Origin of the sequence: Shewanella sp. MBTL60-112-B2 (genome assembly GCF_019655055.1) — a bacterium.
Classification (GTDB): Bacteria; Pseudomonadota; Gammaproteobacteria; order Enterobacterales; family Shewanellaceae; genus Shewanella.
In genome coordinates this window covers 26,765-42,929 of the sequence record NZ_BPFA01000032.1, presented here as the reverse complement: position 1 = coordinate 42,929, position 16,165 = coordinate 26,765, and the positions used below count along the sequence as shown (strand labels likewise).

Genomic DNA, 16,165 nt, shown 5'->3' with positions numbered 1-16,165 from the left:
CGAAAATCCACATCAAAAGCCAAACAGTATTTCTGTTGCTTTCCCTATAACCTACTTTATCCTAGGACCTTCTTTTTTAGCTTTTCCGTCTCGGCTTGCTCGGCTTTAACTTCTTAGCTTCAGCCTAGAAGTCGCAACGCGACACTCTCGCGAAGACATAGTCACGTCCTAGAAGCGTATCGCCCTTCTTAGCCCTTCACCGTAAGCGAAGCGTTCCGTAAGTGAGCTTGCGAACGTTCCGTAATCTGTCAGGCCGCAGGCCGTTCGTATTTTTCGTCTTAGCTTGTACCGTCTTAGCCTTTTACCTAGAACCTGCTTTTCCTAAGCTCTAGCCCTTCTTCGCTTTTAACTTTTTGATATTTAAGCATGGCCTCTAGCTGTTGTTGCCAATTGGCACTGATTAAGCTTTTCGACTCGATGCCGAGTAGCTGATTCACTTTTGCTGCGTTTAAGGCACTTTGTGCAGGTCTTATTGCTAAGCGATTTTCATGTAACCTTTGCCAAGCTAGAGTGGTAATGGGCTCTATTTTGCATGCCACAGTGCTCGAAGCTGACTCTGTGCTAACTGGCTCGCCAACCTGTGTTCGACGCTGAATCTCACCTGCAAACTCATACCAAGAAGTACAAGATCCACCAGCGTAATGATATAAATGAGCGACACCTTTTTCCTGATGTAGCGGGTATACAACTTGCTCTATATTACTATTGCCATCGCTCGTATTCGATAGCTTTTTTTGCTTAATCAGCATCAGAATAACCACCGCGAGCGCTTCACACCAGGTAGGACTACCTAATTGATCACTAACAACCGATAAACTCTCTTTTGTCTTAAATAAACTCTGCATGGTTTTAACAAAATTATCGCCATAACAACTATAGAGCCATGAGGTGCGAATAATCGTTGCTTGCTCACCTAATATTTCACTGACCCAGCGCTCGCCTTCACGTTTACTCTTGCCGTATACGGATAACGGTTTGGAAAGTTCTTGCTCTGTGTACGCACGTGATAACTCACCATCAAATACAAAGTCAGTCGAAATATGCACTAACTTAAGATGTCGAAGCCGACATTCACTGGCGAGTAATTTAGGCCCTATCGCATTGACAGCCATGGCCATGTCGATATCAATCTCGGCCTTATCGACTGCGTTATAAGCCGCGCAGTTAATAACTACATCCGGAGCAATTGTATCCAATGCTCTACGTATTGAATCGATATCACCAATATCGAGCACTTGATGAGAGACGCCAACCACTTCATCACTGGGTTCGATACAGGCTTTAATTTCGGGAAAAAAATGCAGCAGCATTTGCTCTGCGGTGGATAATTCAGCATCATTTTTGGCAAGCTTCGCTATAGATAGCAACGCCTGCGCCAACTGACCACCTGATCCCGTAATAACAATTTTCATCTTGTTTATCTCTTCACTCGTTTAGCTATTTCTTCTCTCTTTTCACTGTTTACTTAGCTTTAATTTTAGCTTTCGAGTAGAACCGAATATTCATCGAGTGAGCCGTGGCCTCGTGCAGACAAAAATGCGAGCAAAGCTTCGGGGCTTCGGTTGAGCAGGCGTTCAATCGGAAAGTCAGCTTGTTCGATAATCAGTTCAGCCTGAGTGAAATCTCCTAGGCTATAGGCTACGTGAGAATCTGATCCCATGACCAAAAGTCCACCAGCGTCTTTTACTGCATTAGCTATCGCTAAACAGTTATGTTCACTGCCTTTTCGAGAAGTTAAAAATGAAGAGTTATTGATCTCAAGCGCGACATTATTCTCGGCGGCAGCCATAGCAACGGCAGCAATGTCTATGGGGTACGCAGGGTTTCCAGGATGAGTAATGATGTCGACATGACCACTGTTGATACAGTTTATGAGTGCAGCGGTATGAGTTTCTTTATTGCTTGGAGCAAAAACAGGTTCATGAAAACCAGCGAGCACAATATCGAGCTCTTGTAGGTAGTCACCAAAAAAGTCTATCTCTCCAACCTCATTTTTAATATTAGCTTCGATACCACGTAAAATCCCTACGCCATCGACAACTCGTGGCAAAACTCGCAAATTAACAAAATGCCAAAAATGCGGCGCATCGGCCATATCCGGGCCATGATCTGTATTGGCAAAAAGCTTAATCCCCTTATGTTTAGCCATCGTAATATATTCTTGCAACGTACTATAGGCATGGGTCGAAGCAATGGTGTGTGTATGGGTATCAACAAGATATTTCATGGCGTTCTCTTCACAGCAAGAAAGTTTTAAACAAAAAAGGAGTAGACGCTTAGTCTACTCCTTTCATTAGGCGAGCTCTATGGATAAGCTTGATAATCGAATACATAAGCAATCTAGAACATTAGCAAGAATTTTAGTGGCTTAAGCTGTTTTCTAACTCATCCCAAGTTTGACGTTTTCGGTAGATTGTTGAAGCGCTAATATCCAGCAATGCAGCGGCTTTCGGCACATTGCCGTCACAGCGAGCGATAGCATTTTCAATAGTCTGCTTCTCAGTCTTCCAAAGCGGTACTATCTCATCATTTTTGGCATCACGGTTTTCATTAAGGGTATCAGCGGCAGCTTCGGGCGCATATTGCTGCTCTTTAGCAAAAGTAACTTGCTCAATTTCATCAAGGAAAGAAGGAGTTGTTAACTCAGCCTCAATAGCTTTACCATCGGAATTTGAAGCGGCTGTCAGCTGTACAGGCAACATATCGAGTTCAACTAACTCACAGTCATTTAATACCACTATCTGGCGGATCACATTCTGTAGCTGTCTTACATTACCGGGCCATTGATAAGACTTTAAACATTGCTTAGCTTCTGGGCTAAATCCCTTGAACTTCTTCCCTTCTTCTTTGTTGTACTCTTTAAGCAGACTCGATGCGAGTAACAAGATATCTTTACCGCGCATTCTAAGCGGAGGTAACTCAATTGGGATCACATGTAAGCGGTAGAATAGATCTTCTCTAAAACGACCCGCTTTAACTTCATCCCACGGCATTCGATTCGTCGCGCTGACAAACCTTACATCCACCTTTTCCTCTTTGGTCGCTCCCACTCGTTGAAATACACCCGTTTGAATAAAGCGTAACAACTTGCTCTGCAGCTCAAGATCCATTTCGCAGATCTCATCAAGAAACAACGTGCCGTTATGCGCTTGTGTCGCCGCGCCATCTCTATTGGCTATTGCGCCAGTAAACGCTCCCTTTGTGTGCCCAAATATCTCGCTTTCAATAAGATCCTTTGGGATTGAGGCGCAGTTTAACGCGACAAAGGGACCATCACTGCGATTACCTGCATTATGTATAGCGTGGGCGCACACCTCTTTCCCCGTGCCACTTTCACCAATAATAAAGGCTGAGGCCTTACTGCTAGCAACACAGTCAATTGTTTTATAAACGGTTTGCATCGCCAACGATTCCCCGATGAAGCCCATATAATGTGGCTTAGGTAGGCTACTCTCGTATTTTGCGACAAGATTAACCAGCTGGCGCTGTTTTAAAGCATTACGCACAGTAATAGATAAACGTTTTGCATCAAAAGGTTTGACGAGAAAATCAAACGCCCCCGAACGCATAGCGTCAACAGCAAGATCAATAGAACCATGAGCAGTAATCATAATGACGGTGATATCAGGATAGTCCTGCTGTACTCTTTCTAAAATGTCCATTCCTGACATGTCCGGAAGTTGGATATCAAGCACGAGTAGATCGGGTTGCCAACGTTTAAGTTCATTTAACGCATCACTCCCATGATTAACATGAGTCACTCGCGCTCCCTCTGTACGCAAATATTCAGTATAAAGCGCTCCGAGAGACATACTGTCTTCAACAAGTAATGCGGTAAATGAGCTTGTTATATCCATATAAAATCAGCCTATTGAAAATTAAACAGCTACAGGTAACAACTCGCTTAGACTCAAAAGGTTAAGCTCATTGCTGTCACCAATCCTCTTTGTAAAAACCTATGAGTGGTGAATCTAATATTAATAAGTCTAGCAGTAATTACTCTTGGTGTTTCAGTTCAAAACGTTGCTTAAATAGCTTGATCGTTAATAGTCCCGTTGCGATCACGTCATCCAGTAATACTGGAGCTTGGTTAGCATCTTCAGCCTTAGCGCTTAACTCTAATTGTTCAGCAGCAATAGACAATGCCTTGGCGCCGAAACTTCCTGAGCTACTTTTAAGTGTATGGGCCTGAAGGTCTATTTCAGAAAAATCCCATTCATTGCCTTTGTTATGAGCTGCAACTAAAAGGCTTAGAGTGTGTACTCGCTCCTCTGCTTCAGCTAAGAAAACCGTAATCATTCGATTCATCGCTTCTTCACCGAGCATGATTGTTAACTCATTCAGAGCGGCCTCATCGATAATAATCATTTCTTCCTCATTCCTTTGCAGAGTGTTAGGCATTGGCGCTACTTTATCACTCTCATTTTTAACGATGTTAACTCTCTTTGCCTTAGCGAGCTCAAACGGCATAAGCTTAGCGTTATCGATAATATGGCTGACTCCATCAATATATTCTTCATCGACTTCAGGTTTAACTATAACCTCTTCAATATTCGATACAATCCATTGATTTACTACATTAACAAGATTCACTCGATTGACAGGCTTAGGTACAAAATCTTTCATTCCAGCATTAATGCATTGCTCGACATCCTCTTTTTGCACGTTTGCAGTCATGGCTATCACAACTTGAGAGGGCCGAGATTGCAATATCTTCTGCGTCGCTTCTATACCATCCATCTTGGGCATTCTCATATCCATCAAAATGAGGCCATATTCTTTAGCGTTTGCCATTGCCAGAGCTTCAAGGCCATTATTGGCTATTTCGACCTGAAAACCTGCTTTTCTCAACATTGCACTAGCAACAATCTGATTTGCAGGGCTATCTTCAGCTAGCAATATAGGAAGATGTGCTTCTTTAGCGACAGCGATCATGGGTTCATCTAGAGTCTCCAGACTAGACGTTCCCAGCTCTCCAAGGAGCAGACCTAGCATCGTATCTCGGCTCAATGGTTTATTAATCACTTGATTGTATCCGCAAGCTTTTAGTGCGCGAGAAGCCTCAGGCAATACTGTTGTCATTAACGCGGTGAGCAAACCATCATCACGTAAATAATCACGCTTAAGCTGGTTAGCCATCTCAATATTTATGTCTGATAGGCAAAGCTCATCGATTAGGATTAAGTTAAACCTAGCAGATCCCCTCAAGCGATTAAACAGAGCATCCATACTATCAACACAAACTGTGGTCACATCATATTGATTATATTGCCTTCTCAATAGCTCACTAAAAACCTTATCTTGGTGTACTAACAGCACTCGTGACGTTAATGATACTGACGTAAATGGCATAGGCGAATCTGAATTATCACTCTCCACCCGTTGCAGTAATAAATCGAAACTAAAGCTGCTCCCCCGGCCTTGCTGGCTCTCGACCGCAATATGCCCTCCCATTAGAGCAATGAGCTCTGCACAAATTGCCAAACCTAACCCGGTACCACTGTAGTTGGTATTATGGCTATCATGTACTTGGCTGAATTCTTCAAATAATGTCAATTGAGACTCTTCACTGATCCCAATACCTTGGTCTGAGATCTTGCAACACAATCGAGCCTCACCAGCGTCGGCTAGCCACATCTCTATAGCTACGCATCCACCAAATGAAAATTTAATCGCATTATCGACCAAGTTATGCAGTACCTGCCTAAGCCTTTGACCGTCTCCAATCAAGCTCTCTGGTACATTTCTATCGACAAACAGAGCCAGTTCTATACCTTTATCTTGAGCTTTAACAGACAGTAGCTCTAACACTTGCATCGCCAGTTTGTTAGGCGAGAAAACGCTCTCTTCCAACACCATTTGCCCAGCTTCAATCTTAGAGAAGTCCAAAATATCATTAATCGTACTCAACAATGCCGTACCAGCCTCTTTAGCTGTATAAGCATATATTCGCTGCTCTTTGTTTAATGTTGAGTCCAATATTAATTCGACGCTCCCTAACACGGCATTCAGGGGAGAGCGGATCTCATGACTCATGGTCGCTAGAAAACGAGATTTTGCTTCACTTCCTTGCTCGGCTTGCTCTTTTGCCAATTTCAATTGAGTTTCGTATTCCATTCGACGTGAAATATCTCGAATAAATGCTGTTACCAACATTTCTTGGCCTAGCTGTACTGGGATAAGTGTCAGCTCAATGGCCAGCTTTTCACCATCGGAGCGAGTCGCTTTCATCTGAGTAGAATGTCTAACCGCCAGCCCTTCGCCAGTGGCTCGGTACTCTTCTAAAAGGCTATGAAAACAATCCTTATCGTCAGCGCTAAAGAGTATCTCTTCCAGCTGCTGGCCCAGCATCTGTTCAGAGTGAAACTTAAACAGTAAACACGCCGCGTCGTTCACCTCTTGAATGGCACCACTGGTATCTATCGTCACCAAGGCATCTTTACTGCCCTCTAATGTCGCCAACAGAATAGACTCTGTCCTTTGCGCTGCAGCCTGAGCACACTTTACATCACTTAAGTCCTTCACTAAGCCTAAGAAAAGCACCTCATCATCGATACGCATTCTTGAGATAGACAACTCAATAGAGAACAGGCTGCCATTTTTTTTCTGTGCTAACAGCTCGCGTCCTTTGCCTACGGTTTTATCATCAGCACTCGTTAAATAGTGCTGAATATATTCATCATGCATATTGCGTTCATTCGATGGCATCAACAATGACACATTTTGACCAATAAGCTCAGAAGGGCTGTAACCAAACAGGCGGCTAACGGCAGGGTTAACCTCTTCAATGACACCTTGAGTATCAACAACCACAAAGCCGTCCACAGCAGTTTGTAATATGGCATTGAGTCGAGTATTGGCACTCACTAAGGCCTGATTCTTGTCGGCGACTTTTTTAACCATCTGATTAAAAGCCAGCATAGTCTGACCTATTTCATCGCCACTACTCACAGGAATTTGGACTTGTGATTCTCCCAATAAGATCCGTTGTGAAGCCGTTTTCAGCAGTGCTAAATTACGCGTCAAATAGTGGCCTAATAACCAAGAAAACAAGGCGACCAAAAACATCTCGACACCTGCAATGGTTAAAAACCGTGTTCTAGCATCGGTAATGAAACTATCTAACTGCGCCGTATCAAAACCCAGCTCAACCCTGCCATAGTTGAATCCCGACTCATGCACACCTCTTTCTATATCTAAGATCCCGTCATCCACATTTACGATCCCGCTATCTAATGAGGACACAGAGTTGCCATCAACACTACCGGCGCTGACCAATAAGCGGCTTTTATCGTAGATATTGACATAGAGCACCTGAGAGGTGGTTAACAGCTCATTAGCGAGCACATTAAGCGTCGACAAGTCGCTACTAATTACCGCATCTTTAGCGGCAGCAGCAAATAGTGAGGCTGTAGAGTTAGCTCGTTTCTCAATTTCTGCTTGATTGGAGGTTTTCAAATAATCGACACTTGTGTAGACCAGCAACATTAATAGCAGGCCTTCGATTATTGCGATCCCAAGAATCGTCTTAATTCGAAATGACACTAGTTACTCTCCTTTAACGGCGCATCCAGCTCACTGAGTGATAACGCACGCACATCATCCCAATCACTACTTTGCGCAGCTTCCATGGCTTTGAAGCCTAGACCATCTAGCAGGGCTCGACCTTTACTCGTGTTAGATAGAGCCAGTAACTGAGTTAACAATACTTCGCGTAGCTCATGGGAAACACGGGGATGAGTGGCGATAGCATGGGGAGTGTAACCGGGCGTCCGCCATAAGACCTTTAATTGTTCTGTCACATCCGTATCCATATTTTTAAAGGTACGCCCTACCCCGCCACCAGCATCGACAAGTCCTTGAGCGACGGCAAGATAGACCGAATCATGGGAGCCGACATACTTGGTGTTATGAGCAATGCCTTGTTGCTTTAAAATAGCCCGAGGAATAACGCTCGCAGCGAAAGCTGCAGGAGCCGGAAACGCTAATGACTTGCCATTTAGATCCATCAGTTCAGATAAGCCAGAGTCTTTCCTTACAACAATCAGCCCCTTAAGGTACTTATCTTGCTCCTTAGCCAATGCCATATAGCCAGGCGACTCCTTAAACACTGTAAAATGGTAAGGATTCATATAAGCGATATCATACTCGCCGTTAGCTAGACGCGTCTCAAAGGTTGGAATGTCTGGCGCCGTTGCAAATTGCAAATCAATTTTCGCATTTTGCGATAATTCAGCTAATACTGGTGCCCAGCCTTTTGCTAAGGTACTAGCAGCCTGCTGAGGCACCACCCCAAAGGTCAACACCTTAGGTTCAACATCGGCAGCATTAATGGCTGTGCTATAGCACGTCATTAAAGTAAACCAGTATAAAACAATGACTTTTATGAACGAGTTAAGTGTAGACATCACATTTCATTCCTCGCGCCTGTTGCAAAGCATGCATTAGAATTAGCAATCCCTATGCCAAAGTAACAACAGTTGTAGTTGCTCAGCCCTACACAAGCTGAAATCAAGTAAACTTAGAGATCAATATCTTAGAATCGAACACATAAAAGCTTTTTGATTTTTGCTTTTTGCAAATAGGAACTAAAAACTTCAATTCCTAACCATTGAACAATCAAACTTATTACTTACAAAAATGGATATAAAACTCTGATATAAAACTCTGATATAAAACAGAGATATAAACTTCAGAGATAAACATAGGCGTGAGCATTAACATTTGTCTGGCATAGAGTTTGCTTTGCTACACAACACCTCTGTAATTGGCTGTGGCGATAAAATGACAATGACTATGCCTAAGAAACAAACTAAGACCATCCCCTTATCGAAGGCAAGGACTCAGATTCAGACCAAGCCCCCGACGCTAACTAAAACCAAGCCTTTGAGGACAGTCCAAAAACATAAAATCATCGTCGTAGAAGATAGTTACAGCGAACGCTGCTTACTGCTGAGCCTGCTTGAATCAATGGGATTTTCGGTTCAAGGTTTTTCAAATGCCAATGAGGCTATCAAGCAGCTTCAGCGTGAACCTGTTGATATGGTGATTACCGACTGGATGATGCCAGAGCTCAGTGGTATTGATTTATGCAAAATCATAAAATCAATGCCCCGCTCGCCCTATGCCATATTGCTTACGGGCAATAATCAAAATGCTCATCTAATAGAAGGCATTGAATCTGGCGCCGATGACTTTATTGCGAAGCCTTATCATAGCGGCGTACTGAAAGTGAGAATTCTCGCGGGACTGCGCCTTATAGAGATGCAACGAGAATTAGAAAGCCAAAATCAAGTACTCAATAAGATGCTCCTAAAAGAGCAAGATTATCTAAATAACCTAAAACACGACCTCTCTCTCGCCGCTCAGCTGCAACGCGCTCTACTACCCAAGAATTCTAAATTAAATCAAGGATGGCGAGTAACAACTGAGTTTAAGCCAGCTCAAGATCTCGCAGGCGACCTATTTCAATGTTTCAATATCGATCAGCAGCATATCGGTTTTTATCTATTAGATGTAAGCGGACATGGCACAGCAGCATCAATGCTAAGTTTTACCTTGGCCCAACACTTATCAAGCAGCCAACAGGTCTGGCAGTCACTTGATTTAGCATTGATAACTAACAATCTCAATCGAGAATTTGACGACCCAGAGCAGTGCGGCCGCTTTGCGACCTTACTTATCGGCATCGCAAACACTATTAGCGGCGAGATTGAGATTATTAACGCAGGCCACCCCTCTCCAATAATAGTGAGCCCCCAGGGAGCCAAGTTTGTCGATGATAGCTACGTTGAATCACAGCTGCCAATAGGAATAAATAAACAGCACTGCTACCAAAGTCAGCACTTCACTTTAAAAACAGATGAACAACTGCTGCTCTATTCTGACGGGATCTATGAATGCCGCCATAGCAAATTTGGGAGTTATGGGCTGGCAAAACTACTGAAAAATATTAGCGATGCCAGAGAGTTGCCAGCAGAAAAGTTATTGCACTACCTCAGTTACAGCACTGAGCTTTGGCAAGAAAAACAAGCACAAGACGATATATCGTTAATGCTAATCTCAACCACGACGAATTCGTCCCATTGTGATCCTAAAATGTAAGGAACCACCATGAATAGCTTACAGTTTAACCTCGACAGAAATATTATGGCCAAACACTCCATAAGCAGAGAAATAGAGCAGTTTATGCTGCAAAACCACGTATCCGACACCAAGCGATTCAAGGTGATTACTTGCGTTCTTGAAGCCGTCTCTAACGTTTTTAGCCATTCAGTCCCAAAAATTAACTCTTTAATCATCATTTTGCACTGTGACCATCAACAGATTGTCATCGATCTACTCGATAACTCGCCAATGCAGCCCCTAGCAGCTCCAACCGACTGCCCCCCCGCTAAATCAACCTCAGGGAGGGGACTTTGGATCATAAATAGTTGGATGGACAGCGTTCGTTTACAAGAGACTGTAGCCGGTACCCATCTACAATTTAGCATTGCGATTTAAAAGAAGGGCCTAGGTTCTAGGAAGTTCGCAAGCTCACTGCGAGGACGGCCTTCGGCCTGCTAGGAAAATCAAAAACAAAACAGTGTTGCCTTACAGTATTTTTGCTCTGCCTGCTTTTGCTTATCCGTCTTAGCTGTAGCCGTCTCAGCTTTTAACCGTCTTTGCTCTAACCTAGAACCTGCTTCTCCTAGAACCTAAGACCTTCTCAGCCTTTAACCTGCTTTTCCTAGCACCTAGGACCTTCTCAGCTTTTAACAGCCAGCGCAGCGTTTCGTAAGTGAGCCAGCGAACGTTCCGTAAACCGTAAGGCCGCAGGCCGTTCCGCTTTTCCGTCTTTGCTTAAACAAGGGCCTAGGTTCTAGGACGTTCGCAAGCTCACTGCGAGGACGGCCTTCGGCCTGCTAGGAAAATCAAAAAACAGTGTTGCCTTTGACCTTACCGCTCTATCCAGCTTTTGCTTATCAGTTTTAGCTTGCCCGTCTTTGCTTTAACCTAGAACCTGCTTTTCCTAGCACCTAGGACCTTCTTATCTTTTCGGCCTTTAACCGTCAGCGCAGCGTTCCGTAAGTGAGCTAGCGAACGTTCCGTCATCCGTAAGGCCACAGGCCGTTCCGCTTTTCCGTCTTTGCTTAAACAAGGTCCTAGGCTCTAGGACGTTCGCAAGCTCACTACGAGGACGCTTCGCTGCTAGGAAATCAAAAGCAAAACAGCATTACCTTGCAGTATTTTTGCTCAGCCTGCTTTTGCTTATCCGTCTTAGCTTTAACCTAGGACCTGCTTTTCCTAGAACCTAGGACCTTCTCAGCCTTTAACCTGCTTTCCCTAGGACCTTCTCAGCTTTTAACCTTTCCCATTTTGCATCGCAAATAAAGAAGGCAACTCACAAGTAAACTCAAGAGCCCCTCAATATTCATTAAAAACTATAAAATACAAACAGATAAAACTTGGCCTTAGAGTTGCAATACAAAATATACGCAACAAGATAAGTAAGCATGTTAGTCAAAATACGACTAACGATTCAGTTGAAGTAGTAACAAAGAATATGAGTAAAAGCTGCCGCTGATAACGACTCAGCAAGCAACAGTAACAGTTCAGATAACAACGCAAAATGCCTGATGCATTTTTAAGGACGGCGATATGACTTTCTCTCAATTACCACAAAATAATGCCTGTAAAATTACTCTGCCAGTTGAGGTCATAATGACGCACACACCGACACTCAGAGCCGCTATTTTACAACAAATAGACGCTGGAATGACCCAACTTGTGATTGACTTACACAAGGTCGAATATATCGATTCTAGTGGCCTATCGGTGCTTATTTCAGCCTTAAAGCGAATAGAGAAAGACAATGGTGACATCGTCTTACTCTCTCCAACAGCAGGCGTACGCTCACTCATTGAGTTGACGCGTTTACATCAGATCTTTGCTATCTATGAAGATGAAACCGCAGCAATAGATTACATCTGCAATGAACTTTCCAACGAGCAAGCCGCTCAATAAGGGGCGTAGCCATGGGTCATATTCACAACGTCTTGAACGCAGGCAAAAATATGCACGGCAGAAGTGCTAATAAGACTTTAACCGTTGCGCTGTTAACTTGCCTGTGTCTGCTACAGCTAACGGCTTGCGTCACCCCTCATCGTCCTGAGAAGGCGGCAATTTGTGCGGGTAACAGTGATGACAACATGACTCAGTGCCACTTTTATGATCGTGACACGCCCTACATGCGCATTAAAAAAGAGATGGCAGCCACAGATACCAATCCTCAACCGGCTAACAATCTAACGGGTAATACATGGCTGATGTACGCTAATCAATCACAGCAGCAACTGCACCAACCACAAAACATTCGCCTATCTGTTGGCGATAGGCTCAAGATCCTTGTGCTCAATGGTGAAGAGTTCAGCGGTAATGTTGAAGTCAATAATGATGGCTATATCTATCTGCCATTTCTGCAACCTATCCATGCAAAAGGATTAGACATTAATCAGTTAACAAGCTCGATTAAGCAATATTTAGTCGATGAAGAGTTTATGCTTAAGAACAGCGTTCACTTAAGTATTACCCCATTAACATGGGCGCCAGTTGAGGTAACTGTATCTGGTGGAGTATTTGAACCAGGTCAGCATCTGATCAATGTTAAATCCGATCTTGAAATCATCGATGATGACGGTGGACACAGCGGCGATCAAGCCGTGAAACGTACTATAGCATCAGCACTCAGAGCATCTGGTGGCGTTCGCCCTGATGCAGACATATCTTCGATTACAGTGATAAGAGGGCAGCACAGTTTTAAGCTCGATTTATCCGGCGTGATCCACGGTTCCCCTGTGCCAAAAATGACCTTGATGTCAGGGGACCATGTCCATGTACCGCAACATGACTACTTTGATGATGCTCTGGCTAGACCATCACAGATCACAGCACCAGGCATTCGAGTTTTCATATCAAACCTGACTCAACCGGCTTCGAGTAACGCCCAATCTGCCGTTGATACCGATGCGACTCGTTTTCCTTATGGTACGCGTCTATTAAGTGGCGCTATTGCAGCAAACTGTGTTGGTGGCGCTCAGTCAACCAATGCTAGCCGCCATCTACTGCTGATAACTAAGAACCCTTTAACCGCTCAAGTCGATGTGGTTGAACGCTCAATGGACAGCTTAATCAGACACTCATGGGAAACGGGTATGAACCCAATATTAATGCCCGGAGATGGCATTGCTTGTTACGACTCTCGTGTGACTAATATTCGTGAAATAGCACGAACCATAACCGAAGTGCTTGTTCCTGCAACCTTACTTGAGTTGCTATAAAAGCAAAAATGCTTATAGGAGGCCATAATGACTAAACACTCCTACAGCCCGCTTATGTGGTTAAGACACTACTTTGTAAACGGTAGTAAGCTATCTGCTAAAAAGAGAAAGCGTGCTTATCTCATCGTCACCTCTATTAGCTTACTTGCAATCTGGTTGTTAGTGCTGCTATTTACGCTTTTAAGCCCTAGCCGTTATGTTAGCCAATGGATCCTGATCCTTCCAGGCGCGGGTGCCGGAGCCTTAGTCAGCCTTGACAGTGTCGGTCAAGCTAATAGCTCCACAAACTCCCCTTATGCAAGTAGTGCCATTGACCCTAGGGTCAACTACAAGTCGATTTCAACCAGCAAAACACTTATCAATGCAGCCGCTAAAACATTGCATCTAAAGGGTAGCGAATTTGGTATGCCAAAGTTGAAACTGCCTAACCAAACTGGCTTGATGCAGTTTAGTATCAAAGCAACTACTGCCAAGGCGGCACAGCAAAAAGCCTGGGCCCATTACCACAGCTTACAAGCCTTACTTGCTGAGTTACGCCGAGATGAAATTGAGCAGCGTGAAGATGCTATTCGTGTTGGCATGGCGACTTTTGCTAATAAAGTCAATTTAACCCAGACCAAATTACTCGAGTTTCAATCTGAGCATGGCCTAGTATCGCTCGATCAGTTTAAAGAGCTCGCCTTAACCATGGAGAGACTGAGACATAACAAGGTCAATTTAGTCTCTGAACTTCAAGGTGTAAAAGCCAGCCAGAAGATGCTTGAAATCCACCTAAGCCTAACACCTAAGCAGGCGGCAGGATTGTTGACGCTTAAAAATGATCAATTATTCCAACAGTTGCTGATTGGCTATACCAATGTCACAGCAACATTGGCCGAATACCGCAGTCGTTTTGGCAAACGTCATCCAAAAGTTGTCACCTTCAAAGATGAACAAACATCGGTACTCAATGCGCTGAGCAGACGCTGCAAGGTACTACTTGGCTATAACGATAAACGTTTAATGTTGATGCTGTCGGTTGATGACTTAGATGGCCGAGCTCAACTAATGCAGGAATTACTATCACTCAACACCCAAGCCGAAGGGCTTAGACACAGAATTGATGCCCTGTCGGAGCAAATCCATAATTGGGATCATAGGTTCAATGACAGCAATGACGATGCAGCTAAACTTGAAGGGCTGCAGCGAGAGCATCAAGTCGCCACAGCGGTATTTACTTCCGCACTGGCTAAAATGGACCTAGGTAAGGCCGACATTTACGCAGCCTATCCTTTACTGCAGCTAATGGCCTCCCCCTCATTAGCTGAAAAACCCGATAACTTGCGAACCCTGCTAGCGATTGTCGGGGGGATTGCCGCTTCAATTTCACTATTTACAGGAATGGGAATGCTATGGATCCGCAAACCTATACTCCAGAAAATTCTGACGAATTAATCGTCTGGCGCGCTATCACTGGCACCTATCTGTTTTGGCTTTTAGGCGCTATGTACCTTGTCGCCCCCGTCATCGCATGGGTATTATTGCTGCGAATGGTGAAGCGAGTTCTGCTAGATAAGCAGGTTTATATTGTCAGTAAAACACAAACCTGCTGGATAGTGGCGATGGCAGTAATGTTACTCGCTCTCGTGATAGGTCACTTGACTCACGATTTAGGCGTTGCCAAACTCATCAAATCCAGTATTGGCTGGGCGAAAGGCTGGGCACTGTTGGCGATATTCCCATTACTTGGCAGCCTACAGATCCGTCCTGAGCTTATCTACCGAGCCTGCTGTATCGTCTGTAAACATACACTTATTTTATTACCAGTCTTCATACTCGCCTGGGCTATAAAACTGCCTAGTACTCTATACACCTCGCCCTTGAGTATTATTGGCGGCCCAGGCCCTGAATTCTTTAATGTCAGCTTGTATGAAATCGATCCCGCAAGTGGCCTACCAAGGTGGCGACTCTTCACCCCTTGGGCCCCAGCCCTAGGCATGATAGGCAACTTGTTCTTTACGTTTGCCATTCAGGAAAAATCTAAACGATTTAAATTTTATGGTTTTACCGGCAGTTTTTGCATGATCTTACTGTCGCAATCCCGTTTAGCCTTGGTATGTTACCTGCTGCTAGCTGGATTTTTTATGTTTATCCGCTGGTGCCGTTCTCCCTGGGTTTATTTCGCAGCGACGCCCCTATTTATATTGCTTGGAATTTCTGGAATTTATGTCGCCGAAAAAATGCAACAAAGCGTACAGGCCTTTAAAGCAGCTCGAGCAGGCTCGACCCGAGTGCGCCAAGAGCTGGCTAATATAGCCCTTGAACGTTGGGCCAATGAGGCCGTGGTATGGGGCCATGGCATTGTCGAGCGCGGGCCGCATCTTGTGGAGTATATGCCGATAGGCTCTCATCATACTTGGTATGGCTTACTGTTTGTAAAAGGGGCGGTGGGCGCTATCGCCTTAGCGATCCCGTTAATTGTGAGCCTGCTAGCTCTACTTAGGACTTTGTTTAGCTCGCCCTTAAGCGCCGTCGCAGCAGCGGTGATCTTGCAACTATTCTTATACACCTTTGGTGAAAATCTCGAGATCCTCGCCTACCTGTTCTGGCCAGGACTCGTTATTGTCGGGGGAGCTTTAAAAGAAGGGACGAGGACGGACTGAAGAATCAAGGTCCTAGGTTCTAGGACCTTCTCAGCACTCAACCGTCAGCGCAGCGTTCTGTAAGTAAGCCTGCGAACGTTCCGTAAACCGTAAGGCCGCAGGCCGTTCTACTTATACCGTCTTTGCTCTAACCTAGAACCTGCTTTCCTAGAACCTAGGATCTTCTCAGCTTTTAACCGTCAGCGCAGCGTACTGTGAGTGAGC

Annotated in this window: 11 protein-coding genes; 6 read left to right on the top strand and 5 right to left on the bottom strand. The window is 44.4% G+C overall.

Features of this window, described 5'->3' with window-relative positions; genetic code table 11:
- Window positions 1-305: 305 nt before the first annotated feature.
- From rfbD to K5Q73_RS17405, 5 genes are all read right to left on the bottom strand, one after another.
- Window positions 306-1,412 carry a dTDP-4-dehydrorhamnose reductase gene (gene rfbD / locus K5Q73_RS17425; protein WP_220764600.1) on the bottom strand — a complete coding sequence of 369 codons (1,107 nt, stop codon included), beginning with the start codon at window positions 1,410-1,412 and terminating at the stop codon, window positions 306-308.
- A gap of 65 nt (window positions 1,413-1,477) precedes the next feature.
- A complete protein-coding gene (locus tag K5Q73_RS17420; protein ID WP_220764598.1) occupies window positions 1,478-2,227 on the bottom strand; it encodes a phosphatase in 750 nt (249 codons plus the stop codon).
- Between the two features lie 133 nt (window positions 2,228-2,360).
- Complete coding sequence (locus K5Q73_RS17415; RefSeq protein ID WP_220764596.1) at window positions 2,361-3,857, bottom strand: sigma-54 dependent transcriptional regulator; 1,497 nt, start codon at window positions 3,855-3,857, stop codon at window positions 2,361-2,363.
- Window positions 3,858-3,996: 139 nt separating this feature from the next.
- Complete coding sequence (locus K5Q73_RS17410) at window positions 3,997-7,545, bottom strand: PAS domain S-box protein (protein WP_220764586.1); 3,549 nt, start codon at window positions 7,543-7,545, stop codon at window positions 3,997-3,999.
- Window positions 7,545-8,408, bottom strand: a complete 864-nt coding sequence (locus K5Q73_RS17405) for a phosphate/phosphite/phosphonate ABC transporter substrate-binding protein (RefSeq protein ID WP_220764584.1) — start codon at window positions 8,406-8,408, stop codon at window positions 7,545-7,547. The genes K5Q73_RS17410 and K5Q73_RS17405 overlap by 1 nt, the downstream gene beginning before the upstream one ends.
- Before the next feature lie 376 nt (window positions 8,409-8,784).
- On the opposite strand from K5Q73_RS17405, the gene K5Q73_RS17400 reads away from it, so the two are divergent.
- From K5Q73_RS17400 to K5Q73_RS17375, 6 genes are all read left to right on the top strand, one after another.
- Entirely contained in the window at window positions 8,785-10,104 is a 1,320-nt protein-coding gene (locus K5Q73_RS17400) for a SpoIIE family protein phosphatase (RefSeq protein WP_259655238.1), read from the top strand.
- Between the two features lie 9 nt (window positions 10,105-10,113).
- Window positions 10,114-10,503: an ATP-binding protein gene (locus tag K5Q73_RS17395; RefSeq protein WP_220764582.1), complete on the top strand. Its 390-nt coding sequence runs from the start codon at window positions 10,114-10,116 to the stop codon at window positions 10,501-10,503.
- 1,137 nt (window positions 10,504-11,640) lie between these two features.
- Window positions 11,641-12,006 (top strand): STAS domain-containing protein, encoded by a 366-nt coding sequence (locus K5Q73_RS17390; protein WP_220764580.1) that lies wholly within the window; start codon window positions 11,641-11,643, stop codon window positions 12,004-12,006.
- Between the two features lie 11 nt (window positions 12,007-12,017).
- Window positions 12,018-13,319 carry a polysaccharide biosynthesis/export family protein gene (locus K5Q73_RS17385; RefSeq protein ID WP_220764578.1) on the top strand — a complete coding sequence of 434 codons (1,302 nt, stop codon included), beginning with the start codon at window positions 12,018-12,020 and terminating at the stop codon, window positions 13,317-13,319.
- A 27-nt stretch (window positions 13,320-13,346) separates the two neighbouring features.
- Window positions 13,347-14,753: an exopolysaccharide biosynthesis protein gene (locus tag K5Q73_RS17380; RefSeq protein ID WP_220764569.1), complete on the top strand. Its 1,407-nt coding sequence runs from the start codon at window positions 13,347-13,349 to the stop codon at window positions 14,751-14,753.
- Window positions 14,711-15,961, top strand: a complete 1,251-nt coding sequence (locus K5Q73_RS17375) for an O-antigen ligase family protein (RefSeq protein ID WP_220764567.1) — start codon at window positions 14,711-14,713, stop codon at window positions 15,959-15,961. The genes K5Q73_RS17380 and K5Q73_RS17375 overlap by 43 nt, the downstream gene beginning before the upstream one ends.
- Window positions 15,962-16,165 lie beyond the last annotated feature (204 nt).